Genomic DNA, 23,553 nt, shown 5'->3' with positions numbered 1-23,553 from the left:
TATGCACAAGAATGCACTAGTTCTTTTTTCCGGCGGTCAAGACTCCACGACCTGCCTTGCATGGGCACTAGATCGATACGATCGTGTTGAAACTATAGGCTTTGATTACGGGCAACGCCACAATGTAGAACTTGAGTGCAGGCGTCAGGTTCTTCAGCGCCTTTGCACTGACTACCCTCAGTGGGGGGAAAAATTAGGGGACGATCACTTCCTTGACCTGAAACTTCTTGGCCAGATCAGCGATACCGCGATGACATCTGAAAAGGAAATCGAGTTCAAGGAGAACGGCCTGCCCAACACCTTTGTTCCTGGACGTAATCTGCTGTTCTTCACCTTTGCTGCCGCCATTGCCTATCGAAGAGGGCTTAGCGTGCTTGTGGGCGGCATGTGTGAGACAGACTACTCAGGCTATCCTGATTGTCGAGACAACACCCTGAAATCGTTGCAGGTCTCTCTCGGCCTTGGCATGGATATGCCGTTGGTTATTGAGGCCCCTCTGATGTGGCTGGATAAAAAAGAGACCTGGGAGTTAGCCAAAAACCTTGGCGGAACCGGCTTTGTCGAACTTGTTCAAGAAGAGACCCATACCTGCTACCTAGGAGACCGTCAACACAGACACGACTGGGGATATGGCTGCAACGAATGCCCTGCTTGCGAGTTGCGCCGCACCGGGTTCGAAGCATTCAAGCGAGACAATGACACATGACCTACAGCGTCAAAGAAATCTTCTACACCCTGCAAGGTGAAGGGCTTCGGGCTGGCAGGCCAGCTGTGTTCTGTCGATTTGCAGGTTGTAATCTCTGGAGTGGTCGGGAAATTGACCGCTCTAAGGCCATTTGTCAGTTCTGTGACACCGATTTCGTAGGCACCAACGGAACCTTGGGGGGCAAGTACTTGAGCGCAGATTCCTTGGCAGAGCGAATTTCCTCACTATGGCCTGTTGCCCAGGAACATCGCTATGTTGTGCTCACAGGAGGCGAACCGTTAATGCAGGTCGATGAAACCCTGATTGCAGCATTGCATGACCAGGGATTCGAAATCGCTGTCGAGACCAATGGGACCATTCCGGCACCGTCGGGGATCGATTGGATTTGTGTCAGCCCTAAAGCTGGGGCCGACTGGTTGCAGCGTAGTGGCCACGAATTAAAACTCGTCTATCCGCAGCCTGGTCTACTCCCAGATGCCATCTCTGATAGCGACTTTCAGTACTACCTACTGCAACCTATGGATGGGCCAATGCAGAAACAAAATACCCGCTCTGCCATTGCCTATTGCCAGGCCAATACTAAATGGCGACTTTCTGTACAAACACACAAGATACTGGAGATCCGCTGATGTCTTCGCTAGCAACTGCGCCCAGAGATTGTCTGCCTGAGGTTGCTGAATGCGTGACCGTGTACGAACTGTCCCAGCGTTTTTTCTTCGAGGCGGCTCACACCTTGAATCGCAGTATCGAGACCGAGGGCAGTCTACGTATCCACGGGCATACCTACGAAGCAGAGGTCACCGTCGCTGGTCAACCGGATCCCACCTCCGGGATGCTTATAGATCTTGGCTATCTGCGCAGTGAAATTGCCAGAGTAAAAGAAATGCTAGATCACCGATTCCTTGATGAGGTTCAAGGTCTAGGATCTGCCACTATCGAGCATCTCTGTGCTTTTATTCGCTCACAGATGGAAGATTCGGTACCAGGCCTATGCGCCGTTATGATCGAGCGCCGAGCCAGCGGCGATCGCTGCGTTTTGCGCTGGACAAGGCGACGTCTCAAGACATCTGACTCTTATTAATCACACAATCTACGATGCGCGTCGTACCGGTACCCTCGACTTGAAGTAACGCCGCATCGGGCCGTAACGCAGCCTTGATGCAAAAAAAAGCCTGATGGGTAGCGACGCCTGAAACAAACACCACCCAGTCCGCATTACGAGTTCCTGCCTTCAAGCGTGAACTACAGACCTCATCGGAGTTGGTCTCAACTTTGGCCAATGGAAGCGCCTCTTCGAGTATTAGTGCTGCACGTCGAATGGCTTGGGTGTCCAAGCTGTAAAGGAAGATACGGATCCTGATGTCTGTTCGAGCTTTTTCAGCTTCATCCACTTCATCGTCGAGTCGCTTGGGAAGTTCAAGATCAAACTCTTGCGCAAGCAGTTTTAGCAGGCAGCGCTCTGCAAGAGACAGTCTGACCCAGCATTGGGTCGCAGCCTGAACTGCCCTAGTCGTCCACCGCAGGCGCGCCTCCTCGTCACGACATGGATGCATAACCAACAAATCTGTCACATCCAATGCCCATGCGGCTTCGCGTGGCGACAGCGGGCTGGACAATACAGTAGCAAGCCTTTCAATAAGCCCTGTGTACTCAGCCGACGTCAATCCGGCAATCAGACTATGTCGAAGAGCCAGCCTGATCATCTCTCGCTCACTATCTCCAAGGCGGTCTCGCACGTTCAGGGCTTCAATGAACCCCAGATAGAGTTGAGTAAGCACGCTCGAGGGTGGAGTTTGGACGATGAGCCAGTCAAACCAAATAGGAAATAGGGATTCGAACAAGGGTGACGAGTCTAGAGCAGAGTCCTCTACGCTCGACAACAACGACTGGATGAAACTGGGCTGGGCCAACAGAGTACTAGCCTCGGGCGACTGAACCAGTTCCCGCCAATAGACTATGACGTCATCAACAGCCATCGGCGTATGCGTAGCCTGCAGCTGCTCTTGAAGCGATTCGCACACTTCCTCAGCGGCCAACTTCTCTACATCGGAGAGCAACCGAGCCCGAGCAATGCGAACCTTGGCGGCAATATCGGGGGCACTCAAGGACAGCCGATCGAGCACCTCACGAGCGTGACCAGGGTCACCTACTTCCTTGGCACAACGCAATTGGGCTTGGAACACTTCGACCGAATCTGCCAGTGGTAAAAGCAAAGCAAGCGCCTGTTCATAGCGCTCCAACTCCATTTCATGGAGCGCCTGCTCAATCCCGGACTTGATCCGCGAGCTCTGCGCCATAGCCATGATGGCGTCAGAAGCGGGCCCAAAAGCATTTGGTCCGAGGTCATTGAGCAGGGTCACGCAGAGTTCGGCGGAAGGCTGCTCCAAAGACAACTCATGAAGCAAAAAGCCCTTAAGGGCTGCGGGGCGACGGCTGCGCCCGCGGCTTTTGAGCAGAGGAGCGGCCATAATCCGAACCCGCTCTGCGAAAGCTTCCACCAACTGAGTGGCGGCGCCCTGCGCTTCGACTTGGGCTAAGAACGTCTCGTAGAGCGCGTCCCAGATGTCACCGTAGGTCTCCGGCGGCAAGCGAACCTTGAGAAGGTCATCCCATTGGGGATGATTCAGAATTCGGTCCCATCGGCCAAAGGCTGAATGTAAACGTATTTCCAAGAAGGTCCGGTTTTCAGCGCTAAGACCATGCTGGTCTCGTAGCGCCGCCATCGCTGCCATCGCTGCATTTTCATTGCGAGCCACCAAGGCGCGGTCAAACAACGCTCGCAACTGGTGAAACGTGCGCAGTTCCTGCCTGGGCCTAGGCGGGCGTTGATCCAAGAGTTGCCAGTAGCGTTGCCAGCTTTTGACTACGCGCGGCTCAAACTTCGGCGTGATCGCAAAAAAGGCAATCGCGTTCAGACCGGCCTGCGCCAATACAGCTTTCGCGCTCGTTTGTGCAATAGAGAGCACCGCCCCGTCAATCTCAAAGTCACCAAAACTCGGCCCAATGAAAGCGCGCATTTCATCGTGCAACTCACGCGAACTTAGTTCATCGTGCGAACAGGCCAGCCAACAGGTTCGCTCACCGGTAACCTCAAAAAATGGCAAGAGCAGCGGTCGGTCCTTGAAGCCTTTCGCATAACGGGCAATAGCTGGAACCAATGCATCAGGTACAGTCTGACCAGCGAGGGTTTTAACAGTGGCTAGAGGACTCACATAACTGTTGAGACCTGAAAAGAACTGACTGAGTAAGGCCTGAGAGACTGCCGCAGCGGGGTCTACCGTTTGGCTAGAGGCTGATGCCATGGTTCGCAAACTCCAGGCGGATGCTAGATACCATCTGCGGGTTGAAATCAACAACGAGTGATTCAGCGTTCAGACCAATGCCGCGTTCAGTGAGGTTCATCGATCCGCCAATCCAGACTCGATCGGTGAGCAATCCCTTCGTGTGAAAATCAGGAATCTCGGACCATTGCAACGAATCTTGCAGACCGGCATCTATCAGCGCTGCATGCAAGCGCTTACCGAAAGGCTTATTGTGAAGTTCAGGTCGTACGCGGATATCTAACTGCGTATTGTTAGATGCGATAGCCACCAATACATCAATCAAGCGAATCTCACGACGGCTCCACTCCGGATTTAGCCCCTCAAAACTGCCCGTTGAGTTGTCGAAAATAACAATGTTACTAACCCATGGAGCGGCTAAATAGAGTGTCCTGCTGGGAAGCAGGATCTCCTCGGCCAAAACCATGGCTATAACATCACGAGCGGCTTGAGGCGAAGTCGTTGCCGACTTGAAAATGTGGCGTACGTTTGTCATAGAGCGTCCGGTATCGAAAACGTCCACTCGATGTGATCACCGAGGCGCTTGACCTCATAGAGATGGGCGAAGACGTTTAGATAGTCAAATTGAATTGGCTCTGTCGCCAATGCTGCGATCACCTTGGGCAACAGTGTTCCTGCATCGGCGGCCGGTACCGACACAACCGCACGCGAAGTGGCAAGTAAGCATTTTCGCAACTGCTCCTGCCAGTCCAGTGCTGTCGGATCGATCGGTTGAGAACGAGGTGTCAACCACTGCTCCACCAGAAGCCGTTCGGTATCTATAGCGAACTGCGAGAAGCGATTGGACCATGGCATGGCAACAGCGCGCAGCGCATGCCCTTGAGGCCACAATATCCCCATTAGCACCCCGAAGCGCCATGCCATACGATTGCCGAAAGGAAGGACCTGCCCCGCGCTTGCAAATGCCCGATCAAGATAATCACCTGCACTGAATAATGCGCAGAGGACCCTAACGTCAATCTCGACACCATGTAACGCCTCCAACGCATCCCAGCGTTCATGGATCTGAGCCAGCAGACAATCCAACTCGTCTGGGGTGTTCGGTCGCAACAATCGCATGCTCAGAGCCACGCTGTAGCCGTGGAATATCGATTGGCCCCGAGTTACTAGCCTGAACCGTAGAGCGGCTAAATGCTTGGCAGCATCGGCAGAACCCATGGCTTGTCGAACCTGCGTTACCGCCTCAGTAATAGCGGAGTCTGGCTTTGATCCACCAAGCCACTGGACTACCTGGCGCAACTGAGAATTTGTCCATTCAAAGTCACGCGGGCTTAAGGCAGCCTCGATATGACGGTAAAGGCTATCGGGACGAGTCGCTAACAATTCCGCAACGCTCTCAATCAGACCATTGCCACCAGGATTGACCTCCGAAATCCAGATTTCGAACCTGGGATGGGGGTGGAGGTCACCGTCATCACTACGCACGTCGATGTCCACAATCAACCCATCGGGATCAATCTGGGGGCAGGCTTGCTGTATTGCTTCCAGGCAAGCTGCACCGAGCGTGGCGCGGATCGACAGGGCAAGCCAGTCGTTCCACTCCTCATCAATGGGTTCGACTAGTACACGAGATGCGTAACGCACAGCTTTACGCACTGCATCTGCCTTTAGCGCCTCATCTAGCTTTTGACGAAGCTTGTCCGCCCCCTCCTCACTACTTTCGATCTCCGGAACCTGGAACACCGCCTGCAGGACGTTGAGTAGCGTATCCATCCTGGCGCCGTCAGCAACATAGTCCAGCGAGTCGCGCAGCGAGACTTCCTCAGCCATTGCGACTTGGAGGGCCGCAATTTGGAAAATCTGTGCGATCCATCCGCGCAGGAATGGATTCGGTACTGCAATGCAGAATTCGGGGCTCTGGCGTGCCTCCCAGTTGTAGCGAGCTGCACGAGCTGCACGCAAACGTCGCGGATCACGCCAATCGATGGCGCCACTGAGATCATGTGGCAAATCCAACTCCAATACCAACGCATCGACATCAATGTCGAAGCCCACACCGCAGGGATGGCCTGAATGCATGAACTGCCAGTCGACTGTGACGCGCTCGCTCTTACTTCCAGATCGCAGTCGAAGCTCTGCGCGCGAACTTACGGCATAGCGGCGCACAGAAGCATTGGATTGTTCAGCGTGGGTGTGAACAACCACTCTCTTGATCAACTGGCTGATGCCAATGTGCGTCGGACTGGTCAGTGGTACGCCCTGATAGGGTGTCTGAAGGACGGATTTCCATTGCAGCTGAGCGTTGGATGTGTCACTTAGCTCGGGGATTCCATTGCCCCCCCGAGCCACTGGAGACAGGCGGGCTGCCGCTGGACGAAACGCTTTGAAAGTCACTCGAGCCGAGTCGTCCTGGACAACAAAATTTCTTTGAGGCTCAAGGTCGTACCATGTGGATAGCTCCACATCCTCAGACACTTCGGTGCTACCGCAAGCGAAGATTCGAGCCAGCGCAGGTCCATCAACGCCCAACCAAAGAGCATCATCGTAACGACGCGAGACCCTACCGGGTGCGAACTCAGCTAAACCCTGTTGAACAGGCAGATAGTGCTCTTCAACGCTGCCATCGCGCGCAAGCCATTCAATGCGCATTTCCGGCAGACTTAGATCGGCAAAAAGGCTGGAGGGAATGAAGTCCGGTAATGGATGGCCCGCTTGGTAGTCTTTCCCCTGTTCACCATTTGCACGCCAGTTCGATGCCAGTCGACGAACAACTGTAGGAATCGCGCCAAGCATTAGCGGGCGTGGATGGCTCCACATGAGCAAATTCATATCGTCGGTCGTCAACGCCAATCGATCAGCTAGGCTGCGAGCAAGACGTTCGACTTTCGCTGGGCTCTCCTGAAGATCACCCAGCAGTTTGACAACACGTTGGTGTTGCAACCGCTTTGCCAACCAATTGGCTCCTGCAAACTTAACAGCAGACTCCCCATTGGGACCGAGGTTGCACGCTTGATTCCTGAGCGCCTTCCACTCCTGCACAGAAAGCGGGAATGTCACACCTTCCGCTAGGCGCTTAACTGAAACAAACGCATTCGGGTGCCACCCATGCGGTGTGGCCTCAATATTTGGTGAAGCCAAGTCGCGCCAAACCGACAGAGGTGGTTGGTCACGGCAGGTCAAATCTCCTAACTCGTCGAGCAACGCGTAAACCGCTTGCATTCGCTGGACGTAGCGATTGGCCAAAGGCAGTTGGCGAGCTGGAAGATCAGGATCGAACAGCTGATCGTAGGCTTGATAGGCCAGCCGGTCGCGACCGTAATCCGTGAGCACAACGACAGTCCACGGTCGCATGTGACGCGTTCGACCCGCTCGCCCCTTGCGCTGCAAGAACGATGCGATGTCTCTTGGCGCCTTGTGCTGAACTACAACGCCTACTGCCGGGTCATCGAAGCCTACTTCTAGAGCAGACGTGGCAACTACAACTTCTGTATGAGTACAAACCCCACTATCTAATGCAGTCGTACGCCCGATCCCGAGGCGACGAGTGAGATCGTGTCCAATGCTTTGTGGAACACTCCAGTCTTGCCCAGCGAAGTAGCGCGGGGTGCCCATGATGGGGGTAGATCCATTACGCAGCAGTGCCAACCCGCCATCAGGATGCTTGATCAAGTTCGCGTTACCACTGGGATGATATCGTCCCTCAGCATCGAGCAAGTCCTTGAAGAGCCGATTCGTTGCGTCCAACTGATCAGTAAAAGCAAATGCCCGCCAACCAAAAAACGGCATTGCTTTTCTATCAAAAGTCCCAGGCGGATCGAGTAAACGAGCACTCAGCATCAGCGTCTGGATAGTGGTAGACAGCAGGGCTGTCTGCGAAACCGGATCACCGCGCAGAGCGAGCATGTACTCGCCCCCTTCCTCCTCAATCTCTTCCTCTAGCGGTTTGACCTCCTCAACAACCGTTGGACTCAGTCCTGTTAGGTGGGAAAAAAAGGTTTGGCCCTCCGCGATGGTAGCGGACAACCCCACAAAACTAGAGCGCCGCCCGCTGGCGGCCCACCAACGACGTAACAAGTAGGCCACCTGCGCCCCATAGCTGCCAGCATACAAGTGAACTTCGTCCAGCAAGATGAGGTCAGGGGCTCGTTCGGCCTTAGGACCCACGCCAAAGACATGGCGCAAGTCGCTACTAGGTAAATGCCGGTTCAGCATTTCCACCGTTGTGAAAAGAATGTCCGGCGGGTCAGATTGAATTGTGTCGCGGGTGAATACCAGAGTACGTCCATCTACGACTGCGCTGCACTGCGAGCAGACTATGCGCTCCAGGCCCTTTTCCGCATCACTTTTGCGCAGCACCATTTCCCCGTGCTGACTGTCGTTAGGACAATTGAAGAACGGTACGCGTTTGCCCAGGGAGTGCTTGAGCCATTTGGCCTTGGCGACCTTCGTAGGTGTGTCCCCAAAAAGAACACCTACGCGCAGAGGTCGCCCTCCCAGACGTCCGATCCAGCTATCGAACTTGCGGCACTGGTCATAGACTTCGGCGAGTTGATCCTTCAGCAATTCATTACGAGGATAAAGAGATAACACCCTTACCCCACCGGCAGTCATTGGCGGCACTCGTTGGGATGCCAGCCATGACAACGCAGGCAGATAGAATGCCAGGGTCTTGCCGCTGCCAGTTCCAGCGGAGACCAAGGTGCCCTGACAACTCCCCTCCTCCAAGCCAGTCAAAATACGTTCAGCCGATTTCACCTGGAATTGCGAGAGACCACCGCTCGGATCCATATGATCTAGCCAGGTCTTGAGGGCCTCCAGCAATAGCGGCGATTTCACCAAGTTATTTAACTTGGCATAAACGCTAGCGCCATCCACGTCTCTAAGGGGGTAACGGCGGGGGCGTCTAAGGAAGCGATAGTCCGCTACCAGTGTGGCGGCTTCAGCCCACCTGTCCGTACCATGCTTGGGAAATAGTTGGCGAAGTTGGGCAATCAACCGCACCCCTTCGGCCATCCTCGTACGCCAGCGCACTTCCTGATCAGCCACAAATGGCACTTGGAACAACATTTTGCGCTCAATCAGCAAGTCCCACAGATCCTTCGCCGTGTGAATACAGCAATTCGGATTATTCTGGGCGGCCTGGGCCTTTGGCGCATCGAGGGCCCGTTGAAGAGCCTCCATTACTTCATCGCGACTGAGAGCATTGTCAATCAGGCCCCAGATCAGACAGCGCGCCTCCAGAGCTTCGAGTTCGTCAAGCGCGAACTCGGCCAATTGCAAGTCCGGGACTAACGCCATGACACATTGGTCCTCGACTTCACTACGAACCGGGAGGGCTCATCATTTGCCTGGAGCCATTGCATCACTTCAGGGGTAATCAAATCCATTGAAGCCCCTCCACTCTCCACAGCCTTGAGAAATAATCGAACTGCCTCTGGTGCCGTCCCCTTAAGTTGTTGCTGTACGTCCTGCAGTGTGCTAACTACTCTGATCAACTCATCCGGAGTCGATGTGCTGGCTGGTAAGTCGGCGCGCGCAATCGCGGAGTACTTTGGGTAATGCTCCTTGTAGGTCTGCAGAAGATCCTCATTGGCAGGGGTTTTGAGCATTTGCTCGTCTAGGTATGTAGGCGTGTCGACGCGTCCCAGACTCTCAACAAACTGGCGCCATTGGTCGCGGGCAGCGCTGCGGACCTTGTCATTAGCCGATTCGGCCGCCGCAATTAGTCGGGTCCACAGATTATCGGCTGCCAAATCCTGCAAATTACCACCTGCAAGGAGTAGCGTTTTCGCTTGCTGCGCCAACCCTTTTACAGTGCAATCAGCTTGGACAATATCCTCGCGCACGAGTAAAGAGGGTTCGACAATGCGGACCTTTTCCACCAGTGCGCGTCGTGCGTTCGCGTGTTTTGTCCACTCACGCAAGCGCTGCTGAAGCGCAGAGATTTCTTGCTTAGTCTGGTTGGCTACCTTCACCGTCTGCAGGTCAGAGAGCAATTTTTTGCATGTACCGACTAGGCTAGACATCAGCTTTCCCACTCCAAACTCTTAATCAACTCTTCTCGTTGCTCGATGGCCTGACTCAACTCAACTGATCGAGTCTGACTGTCGATCAACTTCCCGAGACGATCGAAAAAGCCATTGAGCTCGTCAACATCGCAAGCTAACTGGCTCAACCTTGGTAGCGGTACAGCACATAATGCAGCGAGCCGCACAGGAACCAGTTCGTCATCGGGAGGTATGCTCATTTTGCGCATCCGTTGGATGACGGACTCGATGCCATCTTGTGACAGTCGGTCAATGACCGCTCGAATCTCCGACTCGGAAACGCCAGACGGCCAGACCGATAATTGCAGGACCTCTTGCACCAGCAAACGCATCTCATCGCGAGAGGCGACACGTGCGTGATCGGACTCAAAAGCGGCGCTTACTATGGGCAAGAGAGATTGCACCGCGCCCTGCAAGTTATTGACCAAGGCAGGTAGTTTCTCGGTAGAAACGCGTTCAAGTACATCTAGCACCTCTACACTCAAACCACCACTGCTGCTCAACCCAGGTACCCACCGCTGGGGCAATTCGGTTTTCCAAGCCCGTTTGAGGCGGTCAATGTCGATTCCCATCAACTTGTTTCCGGCACCCTGGAAGCATCCGATCAGTTGCCTCATCCGATCCTGAATTTCTGTGCGACAAATGATTGCTTTGCTTCGGATCTCCAAAGATCGAACAATCGATGGGGTAACAGTTGAGGCCAGCCACATAGACTCGTCAGGACTGGGAGCGAACAACTCTTTGAAGCTTGGATTATCTGGCTGGCCACGAGTGCTCAGACCCAACAACAGGCTTTGAATATGTAGGGTACGCCCCATCATGCCCGCATCACGTTCAGCTTCAACGGCGAGAGCTTTTAGGACTTGACGCTCCAGACTATCCAGCAAGGCGTCAGCCGCTGCATAGTCGGTTTCTGCGTTCGCGTAGCACCAAGACTTCGCGTTTTTTTCCCAGCGGGCCAGAGCTTTAAGCCCTGCCAGAACGCCTGGAGGAATGGGCTCATCCGGGAGGGCAACCTGAATTACAAGGCCTTTGTTCGGGTTGTTCGCCGTAGTCATTGGAGGCAACCAGAACCAGCGATAGTCAATCTTTTGACCTTTTAAGCACAAATTTCCCAGATCCAATCGACTTTCCAGCGCGGTCTGTATTAGGCCACGGGTGTCCCTAGCATGCGTATTTGGTAACCGATTGGTAGGCGTCCACGCCTCCAGCGCTTCTGCATAAGCTGAGATATCCGGCGCGACTGGAGTTGGGTCAACAGCAGAAGTCAGCGACGCCAAGTCAACTGGAGCGGTGGAAGGCTCGGCGTTTATGGGCGGTTTGATCTGAATTGGCGGCGCCGCCGACGGTTGTAGTGGAGAGTTGGCAGCAGCAAATGGCCAGGGCAGAGAGAAAGCCTCGAACACTGGCTTGGGCACTGCGGTCCCTGACGCCAGACTGATCGGGCTACCGGCCCAAAAATGCAGAGCCACTTCCAGTTTCTGGGACAGCACCGGTGAGTAGCCCTTGCGCTGCAAGTCCGTACGTACCTCGGCGACCAATCGTGGAGACTTAAATCCGGGCGGAGGGAAGGCTCCGTCGAGGAACGCGGGACGCTCAGCGAGTGTTTTGCGCAAGACCTGATTGATGAAGGCTCGTGGGTTATAAGTCCAAACACTGCCTAGCTTTAGCGCTGTTTCAGCAAGGCCACGGATAGCAAACTCGTTGAAAGGAAACAAGGGATAGCCTTGCTGACTACGCCCAAATGCATCCAGTCGCTCTGCAGCATCAGTATCTAAAGGTTCTTCGAATCTCGGCACCCAGGCGTATAGGTCAGCGCCATGCCGAGCCCCCCTGGCGAACTCCTGCTGCAGGTACTCAACTCCCCAGCGCGCTGCATTGAGATAACGTCCCGTCAACTCCACTAACTTGCTGACAATCGCGCTTTCAGAAAGGCCTTCGCTCGGAACCACCCACTGCTCCGAGGCACGAGTCAACACAGTCTGGCGGCCAGCAAGAAAACCGTCGGTAACGGCTACCGCGGTGCGAATAGGCGCTCGGACCCTCCTCCCGTGTTCGTTACTCTCGATAACCATAATGTCCAACAGTGGCTGTTGGATTCCCGACAGGACAGACAAGTCCTCGATAAGGAGCACAAGTTCTTTGTTTTCCTTGAGGAGTTGTCGTCGAATATCGTCAATCACTTCCGGGATTGACTTCTGTTGCAGAGCCTCCGTGATCCGTAATACGGTGCGCAGTGCGCTATCGAGTACCTCCTGCAAAATATTGGCGGCGGTACTGCGATATCGGCCATTGGCGTTACCCAGAAACGCCAGCGCCGCCTGCACTCGATGTGGCAGTTCATGACCTACTGCCTCCTGGGGTGGCTCAAGATCCTCCGCGCAAAACTGTCGATCCGATGGATTGGTCGTACCATCCAAACTTGCTCCGACAATTCGAAGTAGCACCTTGCCTAGCCACAACTCACGCGCCTCAGGAGCTAGAATCAAATTCCGAGCATGCTCAGCAACAGCCACATGTGGCCGAAGCGCAACGTTTTCCGCTGATGAGCCCTTTGCCAGTTCAACAGTACGTTCACGATACTCCTTCAGGCCCTCTCCCAAAGCTGCTGCGAGCAGTTCAGCAGCAACAGAAGGTGTCAACGCCTCAGAAGCTCGCGCCAACTCGCGCTTTAGTACCTCGTATTCAGCGCTGACAAGCGGTTTTAGGATCAACTCCACGACCCCCCGTAGGCTCACGCCCTTAGGGATCGAGACAACCACCAGATCGTCACGACGTGGGTGACGTTCCAACTGTGCGCCCAGCCAACGCACCATATGGGACTTACCGACACCCGAGGCGCCCGTTATGGCGACCACGACCGCACTACCATCGGTTACGGGGCGCATCAACTCGTTCAATAGAGCAACTTCGTCAGCAGATTCCTCTAGCCCAGACTGGGCAGCCCGACGCAGTAACAAAGTTGGCGCGTGGACTGCCAGGAGCAATGCATCATCGACAGTTTCAGCCTCAGTAGGCAGGCACTCGGTCGCATGTGCTCTTGTCGGCCAGTAACGTTCCAGAGCGCTCATTCCTTGTCACCTCGTACCGGGCGAGTAATCCACTGGAAGGTTAGATCGCTGCGTGCCCCACCAGCACCAGTTAACGTAATCGAACTCCCGAGGTCAGCCTTTGACTGCAATAGCAACTCACCACCCTCCCAAAGATTGAGCAACGCCCGACTCAGTGCCGTGGAAACCTGACCGGGCTGACGCAATGGCAGTGTCAGGGGATCTACATACTCCAGAACCTCCCGCTGCCAGCGACCGCCATCCAATACAGGCAGCACAGTGCTCAGACGCTCCACAAACTGCGGAGCAGGCATGCTGTCACCGGGTGCGAGAACCTCAGTCAAAGCGTCACGTACCGCCACAGTCGGATCAATGGCGGCAAAGGGGTGGCGGCTGAACCCAAGAAATGGCGCCCAAAACTGAAGACCCGAGCGCCGTGTCGAATTGCGCATCAACAACCGTTCCGGGTCGAGGATCTGTTGCGACTCTTGCTTCTCGAACTGATCGAAGGATGCACGATAGATATCCTGGGCAAGCATCCATGCCAACGACCGTGTTAAATCAGCAGCCCGTGCGCCTTGACTAGCCCATAGATCCTGATTGTTCTCTTCCGCTAACGCTTGGCGGCAGGCCATCCGGCGTGTGAACGGCAGGACTTCCAACATGGAGGAATGTCGCGAAGGCAGCCTGTCTTTGACGGAAATAAGTCCCTCCTCTCGTACAAATAATCCAAGCTCCACCCATCGGTTTAGGGTGTTACGCGCCATTTGCCCTTCATCTTCAACGAGCGCAGGCGGAGCTACAGCCTCTAATAGTTCGGTTTCGAGAATCGGATTGGCCGCACGCAACACGGCCCCGTGTAGTGCAACAAGGATATTTGGCAATCCATCATTGGTAATGTTTAAAAGGCTCATGCAATCAACTTCCGCAATACCGTGTCCTCATCTGCATGGGCAATTACGGAAACCCAAGATCGTTCTGGCCGGTACGGGTCCGGCAACTGGCTGTCGATAAAGACGACAGTCATCGCACTAGGGGAATTACGCAATGCAGTAGCCACCTGAGTCGTGATCTTCGAGTCTGCCCACAAAATAAATCGGACTTCGTCGACTGCCCCATGCAGGGCGATGGAGTCAATAGGGTCGAAGCGATCAACAAAGGTATCGCTGCGCGTTATTGTCATTTGGTCGATCAGCCCTTCGACCAGGACATTGCTGGTCGACTGCGGCACTAGCAAGGAGTGGGGGCGTACTTTCTGCAGCATCAACGCAAAGCACGAGCGGCTATCAGCGCAAGTACGTATCAAATCGGGAACCGCAACGAATACCAAGTTTGGCTGATCCTGCGGTAAACTTTTAAGTGCCGGCCACTGGTCGGTGCGGTGTGAAAACTGGGCAATTCTCGCTACGAAAGGGCGCAACTGGCGCACAGGCATGCGATTGTCAGCCCAATGCTGATTACAGCCTCCGCAGTAAGCCGTTACCGGCCCCCACTGGTTGGGTAATGCCAAACCGTACAATTGAACCAGTGCATTCGATATCTCGACTTGAGACGTGGCAGTCCGCACCATTAGGCTGAATGCCTTATTCGCAGCCAGAAGCAGTCCGTCTCGAGCTGAGTTCATTTGCTCCTCGAAGACCTGGCGATTACGGTGATTCGGATGGCGAATACGCACTGCTGCATAAGTCACTTGGGAGTCGCTGTACTCTATATCCTCGCTAATACTGTCACTGCCTGGCGGCAAGGCACTTAAAGCGATAATTTCAATGAGCCCAGCGGATGCCATCAGGTTGAGCGTTCGCAGATTCCATATGCGGTTACTTTTCCCCTGTGCCGTCAATCCGGCGCGTAGCCGATTGAGGTCGACCCAAACCTCGCCGTCTGGCGTAACCGGGCGAGTTGGATCATCAAGCATAGCCTCCCATCGGTCATAGCCTAACTCATTACCAATTAGTGTTGGACCAGACATACCTTTTGCCTGCTCAACATCCTGCTGCGTGTAAAGCAACAAACTTGCGGAGGCTTTGCCATCACGTCCACTTCGCCCGACTTCCTGATAAAAACGGTCGAGTGACTCCGGCAATGTGGCGTGAATTACTGTCCGAACGTCGTTCTTGTCCACGCCAAGGCCAAATGCCGAAGTTGCTACCATGCCATCGAGTTTATTGGTATCCCAATCCGACATTAGAAGTTGACGCTGCTGCGGAGGCGTTTCTCCGGTAAAGGCGGCTATCCGGCCCAGGCCATTCTCAGTCAGTAAACGAGTCCATGCCTCAGCCTCGTCAGGTCTAGTTACATACAGGATGAAGGGGCGTGGCGACTTCATCACTGCCTCGAGAATACGATTCACCTGTTCCACCGGAGAGACCATCGCCTTCATCGCGTAGCGCGGCTCGGGCCGTAGGTAGATCCCGGAAACAACACAACTGCCATTTACTCCGGCAAACAACGCTTGCAAGCTCGTGACAGTGTGCGGAGTAAGGGTGGCTGAGGCTAGTGCAATACGTATGGCCTGCGGCGACTCAAGATTGCGCGCATGACGAAGACTGGCGATGAAGGCCGGCAGCAGCTGGAACGCGGGACGAAATCCGCTACCCCAAGTGACCACCAGGTGTGCTTCATCGATCACAACGTGCGAGATACGCCCCTCATACGCACAGTCGATCAAGATGCTGCGCAATGAGCCGGTGGCGGCCTCTGGAGAGGTGAAAAGGACTTGCTGCTCGCCACTGCGTATAGCATGAAAGATGGAAGTCCTTTGTTCCACCGACAAGCCACTATGGAAGGACAGGGGATGCTCTGTCCAATTGGGGTCACGAGTCTTAAGGAGTTCTGCCATTCGACGTCCTTGATCGATGGCTAACGCCACTGTGGGTACGATCACCAAGGTCAAATTGCCTTGACTGCCCAATAGCGGGGGAATCTGGGCCAGCAACGACTTGCCACTACCAGTCGGTAGATTGGCAATCAGCGTCGTGCCTGCAGGTAGGTGCATCAGTGCCCGAATCGCCTCACGTTGACCTGGACCGGTGTACGCAGGCTTCCCCAACAGAGACCGAAGCGGTGGGTCCGCTGGCACCCAGGTGTGAAGGCGCGCCATGATGCCATCGAACGCGTCATCAAATAAATCTTGCTGCTCATCTAGCCACTCTAATCGGGGATAGGCGGGGCGTATCTGCGCAGACGTGCCAATCACCGCCACTTCAAAGCCTTGCTCGTGCCAGACTTCGCTGGCGGGCCAAGGTGCAGCAAGGGGCACTTGCAACCAAACTCGAGTCCCGCCCTTGGATTGGGCTAGCAGCCAATGTCGCAACAGTGCGATCAGATCAATAAACGTGGCCGTTCCACTCTGATCCAACAACTCTCGCAGGCATTGCTGAACTCGGTCCAAAAGGCTGTCAGTGGCGGTCGTGGCGTCTAGGTAGGCATGACTGTCTGGCCAATGGGTCAGGGCTTCACGCAGGTCAAACTCAGAGAACATAGTGAAGGTCATTCGTTAAAGGGCGAAATAGAAGACAAGAAAACTGCACCGACCACATCCAAGTCGAGACGAGGACTAGCTATGGCTGCCTCTAGCGCCGCATACATTTCTTCAGCTTGGAGCAGTTCGTCTAGCTCTTGTTGGCGGGCCAGTCCTTGTAGGCGACTAGCCCTCGCCTCCCCTTGTGATCGGCGCAACCGACGCTCCTGAGTACAGACCTTCAGCGCGCTCTGTATATGCTCGATATACACGGGTGCGCTCCGTACCGCGGCTGTGGCGATGTCCCGCTGGCTCCGACACAATCCACCCCAGTTGCGTAACCAGGTCGACTTGATGTCCGTTGGTAGTCTGCGCCAGCGTTTAGCGTTCAGATTAAAATCACATCGAGCGCCCTTCAACGTCGGAGCATACTTACTGGTCAAGAACTCGCTGGGTTCAGCTTCAACCCTTCCATTGCCGTGCACCCAAATGCGGATGGCCAGGGGAGGTAGCAAGGTGCCTGCCTTGCGAGCGAGTGCTTGCTGCTTCAGGGGCGAAGTATCTTCACCCTCCTCGTTGAGGGCGGGGCGCACCATAAAGTCAAAACGGAAGTACAGATCGGCACCACTAGGATCGTTGACTTCGTACTGCCGATTGGCCCGCCAAACTGCAAAAGCACGCCCCCGGTCATCAGTTGCACAAAATTGCTCAAGCGAGGCCACAAGAGGATCTCCGATGCGAAGTAGCCGTAGCCCTTGCGCCAACCCCCTACGACTCGTGACGGTGTTTCGCTTGAACGCATATTGGTGACTCAGCGGAAAGCGGGCGCTTCCGCCGATGGCTCTCTGGTCGACTGTCGCTAAAAAATGCTTGAGGAAACCTGCTAGGGGTAACAGCGTTGCTTTCCCACCGCCGTGGTAGGCATACCCCACTCGAAACGGGGTATCCGTAGTTTGTTCACCTAATTCGTTCTCGCTACGCCAGCTGAATTGCAGCGAGTCAACCGCCAGCACTTTGAAAGCAGCACGCCATTTAACCCAATCACTATCTGCATCCTCCAGTGCGTCCATGCCGGGAATTTCTCGGTTAGCTAGAGCATCCAGACTATCTTGGTGATTCAATTGCCGTACTTCGCGTTGAACCCAGCCGTCTGATCCACCGAGTTGATCCGCGTGTACTTGGAGAGCGGCGGTGCCCTGCTCAGACCATTCGTATGCCAGCGGCTCGGAGGTCGACTCGATCAGATACTGTAGGCTTGCCACAGATTGGCGAAATACACCCCAGCCACTGTCTAGAACTTGAGCCCAAGCAGCTTCGTCAGGATTTTCCTCATCAAGCAATACATAGGACACGATTGGATCGCCGGTTCCGTAACGGTCCAATCTCCCCAAACGCTGTTCAATGCGATTCGGAGAGGACGGCAGATCATAATGGACGGCTACTTTGCGCCCGCCATGCAGATTAACGCCTTCTTCCGCGCGCGCATCACACACTAGTACACGCACCTGGTTAGGCGAGTTGAGGAACTGCTCCCACTCCGGAGCAGCCACCTCCGTATCTTCGTCTACCTCTACCGGTTCGTGACGCACAACGCCATGACCTATCTCGCGAGCCAAAACGTCAGTAACCAAATCGGCATCCTGTGGCCGATCGCAAAAGACGACTATCTGGGTCGCAGGTACTTCCAGGATCGTGCGGATCTCACCGCACAATGCCTTCACCCGTGCAGGGTCAGAAAGTAGGCGCTCAGCGGCATGATCAACAGCTCTCGCTTGAGCGAGTAAGTCAGGTTCATCCAGCCCAGCAAGGGTCAAGGCCCGCAGTAGCGATTGTCCTGAATGGGAGTGAACAGCCGCCCGAAGCAGCGATTGGTGGACGTGGGAAAAAGATCCATAGGCTGCCAACGCTAATCGCAAATCTTCCAACCGATCTCGCCACGTAGCAGTAGCCTCGCCGCTAAAGACGATTGTCCGCATACCTGCTCGCCGAGGCGTTGCCCATGGCACTGCTGTGCGACGGTTGCGCAGGAGCCTACGGTGCAATCGGTAGCTTTCCACCAAGTGGATCTTGAGGTCTTCCAAAGCGACTAAGAACTGAGAATTTTCCTCGTCAGGAAAGGTATCTAATACCTTTTGTAGGGCATCAACCTTCTCCACTAGCAGAGGATCGTCAGGATAGCTCTCTAGCAATCGATCAAGGTCCGGGCCAAGACCCCAGACGTTTTCAGGTAGGAGAGTCGAAACCACTTCTGCGATGACTTGGCGGGATGCAATGCGACGCTTGAACCCGTCGAGGTCATCAAGGGGGAAAACCACCGGGTCCAACAGGTGCAGAACCCGAAGGAACTCCTCCGCATTGCCTAAGACCGGAGTCGCCGACAGCAACAGCAACCTCGGCAAAGACGGGGCATGTGATCGCAGTTGTTCATACAGTTCGCGCTGTTCAGCGGTAGATTGCCTGGACAGATGGTGAGCCTCATCGACCACCAACATGCCAGCGTTAGCAATCACTTGAGACAATCGATTCAAGTCGTCATGCGCGATGACATGCAACATGTCATCCAGTTCGGCACCTAGACCGAATCGGACTGTCAACTCACGACGCCACTGGTACACCAAGGCAGGCGGGACGATCAGTACCGCCCTTGCAGCAGGATCGTCGATAAAGTACTGCCGCAAGATGATCGCTGCCTCGATCGTCTTACCCAACCCCACCTCATCTGCTAACAAATACCGCTGAATAGGATCCGAGAGGACTTGGCGCACTACATCGAATTGGTAGTCGACGAGATCGATCGAGGAACAAAGCGCGGCAGAAACACCTGCAACCGCATGATGCTGACCAGCCACAGCACGGACGAAATCTGCCCTCGCATCAGCTAGGAAAGGTGTCTCGGTGGCTTGAACAGCCAACAAAGGTAGTGGATCGTTAAGTGGCCGACTCCACCGAACCTGCAACTGTTCAGCTGGGAAATTCTCCATTTCCCCATTAGGAAACTGCACAAAAATGATCGCGCCATCATCCTCGAGCACACGACCAACCTGCCAATACAGGTCGGTTTTCTGACGATAGACACGAGTTTGTGCAGGTAAATTCGCCTGTACCAATTGAGAAAATGGCACTTCAACCAGGTCAGGCAACAGAGCGCCCGGTGCATCAAAGTACTGGACCCTGGCGACACCTTGAGTTACCCCACACAGTTTCCCAACACCCCAGTTCCTGTATTGGGGGGACGATATCCGAACAAAAGCGCCCATACGCAGGGGAGATTTTCTCTCCATCATCAAGCCGCCCCTTTAGCTAGCGCTAGCCAAGGATACTTAGCTTGAAAAATTACGGAGCGCGGAGCAGCCCCCCAAATCGCTCGCAAACGCGACAAATTAACCGTCCTCATGGGGCTATATGACTTCCTTGATGCGACGTAACCACAATATCCACTCACAATGTGTAGGTAAAGCCTTGGAGCAGGCGAATTGCCATCCCATACTTGCAAGCATCCTCACCACAGTATGTTGCCCTCCCAAAACCCACGGGCTAGACTGCGGCCGTCGTGGTAAATCCCATGGCCGGGCGTCAGAACCCGAAAAATCGAGGGCGCGGTAAGCCATAGCCGATCAGCGGGCACGCAAGTGTTTGTTGTCGCTTTTCTATGGCAGGCCGTGTGGGGCAGGCTTTTGCCTGGCCGGTTCCCTCGGTTACCGGTTTCTGACCCCCGTACGGTCTGCCACCATACTGCGTCAGAACGGATGGTGGCAGCTCCTTAATTCAACCGAGGAGCATAAGGAAAATGCGCTATCCCTTTTTTACCCAAGAGCTCCGCCCTTGGCCTATGGTCTTGCTGTCTGCCTCTGATCTGGAGGTGCGCCATGGCTGAGTTCGAATCCTGCGTTGTACCTTTCCCACTGCAGCGTAGCCCGCTGCATGAATCTGAACGTTCCCCCCTACCCTCTGAAGCTGCTGCAGAAACGCGTGCGGTCATGCTTGGTCATTTGCTTGATCAACTGGCTGAGCCCGAAGGTGTGCCACCTGATGACATGCGCGTGCGTATCGCCGCCTACTCCGCGCTGGATCTGCTCGATGAGATGGTGGTGCTCTATCGCCGTGCGCTCTCCGAAGTGCGAGGAGGTTCCGCATGAGCAAAGAAGTCGAGACATGCCTGCCCTCCTACGATGGTCAACCAGGTTTTGAAATCACCTGGTCAGCGGACTGCAAGGAGGCATTCAACCGAGGCGTGAAACTGGCTCAATTCTGGCTCGACAGTGTCTGTAGCGGATGGCTCTGGGCAGTCATGATCGCCGAGCGTGATCTGCTGCCGCGGGCCATCGACAGGCGCGCCTTCGAGGTAGGCTTCCTGGGCCGTGTGCACCAGCGGTTGTGTTCGTATCAGGCCGGTAATCAGATGTCGGTAGGTGCTGCTCAGCCGGACCGTCGACTGCCACCCGAAACGGCTTGCCGCTGCTGATCTGAGTCACCTTCCTGGCCTGCTAGCGGGCTGGGAAGGCGTTTGCATCGAAATGCCTCTCTTCTTGCTTCAGCTGAGCTGAGCGCAGGCTCACGCGCGGCTGTTGCGTACTCCGAACGGCGCCAGCACAATCACTCCGGCCAGATATCAAGACGCCGCCGAAAGCGCCGCGGCTCGATTGCCGCAGTTGGGGCAGTCACCGCCCTAGGCCCATGGATAGACTCCTCCACCATCGCGACCCCATCAAAAGGATGCTTGATGCGCTCCCCCCCCCTCAGCCTCGACGCTACCCTGCTCGCCTGCGCCCTGCTCCTCGCACCGCTGGCCCCGGCTTCCGCCGCCATCTTCAAATGCAAGGCCGCCGATGGCGCCACACAGTTCTCCGATCGCCCCTGCGGCACCACTAAGAACCAGGAAGAGATCGCCCAAGAGTCACCAACCGCGGCGGCGGCCCCTGCTAGCGAGCCGCAACCTGGCAAGGCCTCGCACCGAGGCGAGCTACGCAGACGCCGAGAAGGCCAACCCGCCTCTGCTGACCCTGGCCGACCTGCAAGGCACTTGGTCGGATCTGGACTTCGCCTCGCCCCTGCGTGGCTATTGGGTGTTCGGCCCCACCACTCTGCGCATGGACCGCAAGGGCATGGAGGCGCGCAACCGCGTCCAGGCCACTCTGCGCTTCAAGCTCAAGGGCAACCTGCTGACCCTGACCCATGAGCCGGACGCGTTTAGTAATAAGCGCTGGGATGAGAAGCTGGTGATCGAGCGCTACGAGCCAGGTCGCCTGATCGACCTCGGCTCCCTGGTGCTCTACCGCGTCAAATAACGCGCGCCCCGGTTACGCTGTTGTTGGCGGCTGCAGCCGCCGCTTCCCCTTGTTGAAGCCTGCGCGCTTCGCTTGCTGGTGGCGCCTGTGAGATCGGTGGAATGACGGTCTTGCTGTTTCCTCTGACCCTATCACGGCGTTCTCGCCGTCAAGGGCTGCATGCGCTTCGCGCATTTGCGGCGGGGCCGGCTATCGCCCCCTGACTGCCGCGCTGCGCCGTGCTGGGCCGGTTCCGGGCAATTCCGCCCGAGCAACTGGAGCATGATCATGTCTCAGCTTTCTATCGCCTTTGACTCTTCCCTGCTGATTCGCGACGAGCAAGGTCGCTATGCGCCAGCCACTGCCGAGCAGATCCTGGCAGCGGCTCGACAGGTCATCGATCAGAAGGTACAGCGTGGTGCTGCGTTTACTTCGCCGGATCTGGTCAAGGAATACCTGATCACCAAGCTGGCGGGCTTCGAACACGAGGTCTTTGCGGCTCTGTTCCTGGATGCCAAGCATCGCCTGATCCAGTACATCGAGATGTTCCGAGGCACCATCGATTGTGCTTCGGTCTACCCGCGGGAAGTGGTTAAGGAGGCACTGCGCCTGAATGCGGCAGCAGTGATCTACGCGCACAACCACCCCAGCGGCAACCCAGAGCCAAGTCAGGCCGATCGGTCGCTCACACAGCGGCTGAAAGAAGCCTTGTCGCTTGTCGAGGTTCGATCTCTGGACCACATCATAGTGGCTGGCCAGCGCACCGTATCTCTCGCTGAGCTTGGGTTGCTATGAACCAAGGGGGCTGAGCCCCCTTTTTGCTGCGCCCGTTCACGCGTGTGCAGCATGTTCAACCGGTTCATCTTCCTTGGCTGCTAGCCCCACCGTCCAGTGGCCACCGTTTTCTTGGATCAAATGCAGCAGGTCGTAGGTTCTGATCATGTCGAGCAAACCAGAGTGGCCGTAGGCGTTTGGCGAAAATGCCGGATCGGTACGTTTGAGGTACTGCCCAAGGGCGCTCAGGGTGACCTTGCCTTCGCTGGTTCCGCCTGCAAGCAGGGATACGGCATCCACCACGAACCTTGGTCGCCGCTTGACGACCGGCTTGCTGGGTTGAGGCTTAGTGGTTTCCTGCTTGCAGTTCGACTCAGCCTTGGCCGCAGGTTTCTCGGCATGCTCCGCAACAGGTTCTTGGAAATGCTCCTCGCGGCGCCACTCAAAGAACTGGTCACTGGCGTTGCGCAGCGCATCGGGAGTCTTGGGTTCACCGACGATGCAGACAGTAGCGCCACGTTCTCTGAGCTTGCGGCACAGGTAGGCGAAATCGGAATCGCTGGTTACCAGGCAGAACGTATCCGCACGGTGATCGAAGAGCGCTTCCATTGCATCAAGAGCCAAGGCGATGTCGGACGTGTTCTTACCGGCCGCATACTGGTATTGCAGGCATGGTGTGAAGGCCAGCCGAACCAGTGCCTCCTGCCATTTGTTAGCCAACGTGCCATGGTTGCCGTAGCCCCTTCTCAGGACAACGCGCCCAAACTGGGCGACCACACGCAGCGCGTGTTCCAGAATTTCAGGCGATACGTTATCGCAATCGACAAGCACCGCTACGCGCGTTTCTACAGCTGGAGTAAAAACTCCCATCCTTGCTCCTATCGAATGATCCCAGTTGATCCAATAGCACCACGTCCACTAAAGGCACAGCAATCACCCATCGCATCTGTGTCGAAATCCTGACAAGTATT

General features: G+C 55.5%; 16 protein-coding genes and 1 pseudogene. 8 read left to right on the top strand and 9 right to left on the bottom strand.

Annotated elements, in window-relative coordinates:
- The first annotated feature begins 1 nt into the window (after nt 1).
- The 3 genes from queC to FB481_RS11770 are packed head-to-tail and all read left to right on the top strand — an operon-like array spanning nt 2 to nt 1,787.
- Nucleotides 2–706: a 7-cyano-7-deazaguanine synthase QueC gene (queC, locus tag FB481_RS11780; RefSeq protein ID WP_147176482.1), complete on the top strand. Its 705-nt coding sequence runs from the start codon at nt 2–4 to the stop codon at nt 704–706.
- A complete protein-coding gene (gene queE, locus FB481_RS11775) occupies nt 703–1,335 on the top strand; it encodes a 7-carboxy-7-deazaguanine synthase (protein WP_147176481.1) in 633 nt (210 codons plus the stop codon). The genes queC and queE overlap by 4 nt, the downstream gene beginning before the upstream one ends.
- Nucleotides 1,335–1,787, top strand: coding sequence for a 6-carboxytetrahydropterin synthase (locus FB481_RS11770; protein ID WP_147176480.1), 453 nt, complete (start codon nt 1,335–1,337; stop codon nt 1,785–1,787). The genes queE and FB481_RS11770 overlap by 1 nt, the downstream gene beginning before the upstream one ends.
- Here FB481_RS11770 and dpdD read toward each other — a convergent pair.
- Genes dpdD through dpdE form a run of 8 tightly spaced genes read right to left on the bottom strand, consistent with a single transcriptional unit; the run spans nt 1,765 to nt 19,801 of the window.
- The gene (dpdD, locus tag FB481_RS11765) at nt 1,765–4,008 is read right to left on the bottom strand and encodes a protein DpdD (RefSeq protein ID WP_147176479.1); all 2,244 of its coding nucleotides are present in this window, start codon (nt 4,006–4,008) and stop codon (nt 1,765–1,767) included. The two genes, FB481_RS11770 and dpdD, sit on opposite strands and share 23 nt — an antisense overlap.
- Nucleotides 3,992–4,522: a phospholipase D-like domain-containing protein DpdK gene (gene dpdK, locus FB481_RS11760; RefSeq protein ID WP_147176478.1), complete on the bottom strand. Its 531-nt coding sequence runs from the start codon at nt 4,520–4,522 to the stop codon at nt 3,992–3,994. The genes dpdD and dpdK overlap by 17 nt, the downstream gene beginning before the upstream one ends.
- Complete coding sequence (gene dpdJ, locus FB481_RS11755; protein ID WP_147176477.1) at nt 4,519–9,285, bottom strand: protein DpdJ; 4,767 nt, start codon at nt 9,283–9,285, stop codon at nt 4,519–4,521. The genes dpdK and dpdJ overlap by 4 nt, the downstream gene beginning before the upstream one ends.
- On the bottom strand, nt 9,276–10,013 hold the full coding sequence (locus FB481_RS11750) for a hypothetical protein (protein ID WP_147176476.1): 738 nt from the start codon (nt 10,011–10,013) through the stop codon (nt 9,276–9,278). Before FB481_RS11750 ends, dpdJ begins: the two co-directional genes overlap by 10 nt.
- The gene (gene dpdH / locus FB481_RS11745; RefSeq protein ID WP_147176475.1) at nt 10,013–13,105 is read right to left on the bottom strand and encodes a protein DpdH; all 3,093 of its coding nucleotides are present in this window, start codon (nt 13,103–13,105) and stop codon (nt 10,013–10,015) included. Before dpdH ends, FB481_RS11750 begins: the two co-directional genes overlap by 1 nt.
- Entirely contained in the window at nt 13,102–13,998 is an 897-nt protein-coding gene (gene dpdG / locus FB481_RS11740) for a protein DpdG (RefSeq protein WP_147176474.1), read from the bottom strand. Before dpdG ends, dpdH begins: the two co-directional genes overlap by 4 nt.
- Complete coding sequence (dpdF, locus tag FB481_RS11735) at nt 13,995–16,565, bottom strand: protein DpdF (RefSeq protein ID WP_178109870.1); 2,571 nt, start codon at nt 16,563–16,565, stop codon at nt 13,995–13,997. Before dpdF ends, dpdG begins: the two co-directional genes overlap by 4 nt.
- A gap of 8 nt (nt 16,566–16,573) precedes the next feature.
- A complete protein-coding gene (dpdE, locus tag FB481_RS11730) occupies nt 16,574–19,801 on the bottom strand; it encodes a protein DpdE (RefSeq protein ID WP_306109836.1) in 3,228 nt (1,075 codons plus the stop codon).
- A gap of 609 nt (nt 19,802–20,410) precedes the next feature.
- On the opposite strand from dpdE, the gene FB481_RS11725 reads away from it, so the two are divergent.
- The 5 genes and pseudogenes from FB481_RS11725 to radC all read left to right on the top strand — a co-directional run bounded on the left by FB481_RS11725 (nt 20,411) and on the right by radC (nt 22,603).
- A complete protein-coding gene (locus FB481_RS11725; protein ID WP_147176471.1) occupies nt 20,411–20,680 on the top strand; it encodes a hypothetical protein in 270 nt (89 codons plus the stop codon).
- Nucleotides 20,677–21,006 (top strand): LasR-specific antiactivator QslA, encoded by a 330-nt coding sequence (locus FB481_RS11720; RefSeq protein WP_147176470.1) that lies wholly within the window; start codon nt 20,677–20,679, stop codon nt 21,004–21,006. The genes FB481_RS11725 and FB481_RS11720 overlap by 4 nt, the downstream gene beginning before the upstream one ends.
- Before the next feature lie 258 nt (nt 21,007–21,264).
- Nucleotides 21,265–21,462 (top strand): annotated as a pseudogene (locus FB481_RS23585) (DUF4124 domain-containing protein); the annotation flags it as partial.
- Between the two features lie 145 nt (nt 21,463–21,607).
- Complete coding sequence (locus FB481_RS11710; RefSeq protein WP_256662739.1) at nt 21,608–21,829, top strand: hypothetical protein; 222 nt, start codon at nt 21,608–21,610, stop codon at nt 21,827–21,829.
- 267 nt (nt 21,830–22,096) lie between these two features.
- Nucleotides 22,097–22,603, top strand: a complete 507-nt coding sequence (radC, locus tag FB481_RS11705; protein ID WP_147176467.1) for a DNA repair protein RadC — start codon at nt 22,097–22,099, stop codon at nt 22,601–22,603.
- Between the two features lie 36 nt (nt 22,604–22,639).
- On the opposite strand, the gene FB481_RS11700 is transcribed toward radC, so the two are convergent.
- Complete coding sequence (locus FB481_RS11700; protein ID WP_147176466.1) at nt 22,640–23,452, bottom strand: NYN domain-containing protein; 813 nt, start codon at nt 23,450–23,452, stop codon at nt 22,640–22,642.
- Nucleotides 23,453–23,553 lie beyond the last annotated feature (101 nt).

The organism is Pseudomonas sp. AG1028, assembly GCF_007993955.1.
GTDB classification, from domain to species: domain Bacteria; phylum Pseudomonadota; class Gammaproteobacteria; order Pseudomonadales; family Pseudomonadaceae; genus Aquipseudomonas; species Aquipseudomonas straminea.
Note: the sequence above shows the minus strand (reverse complement) of the source record. Positions and strands in the feature narration are given on the sequence as shown.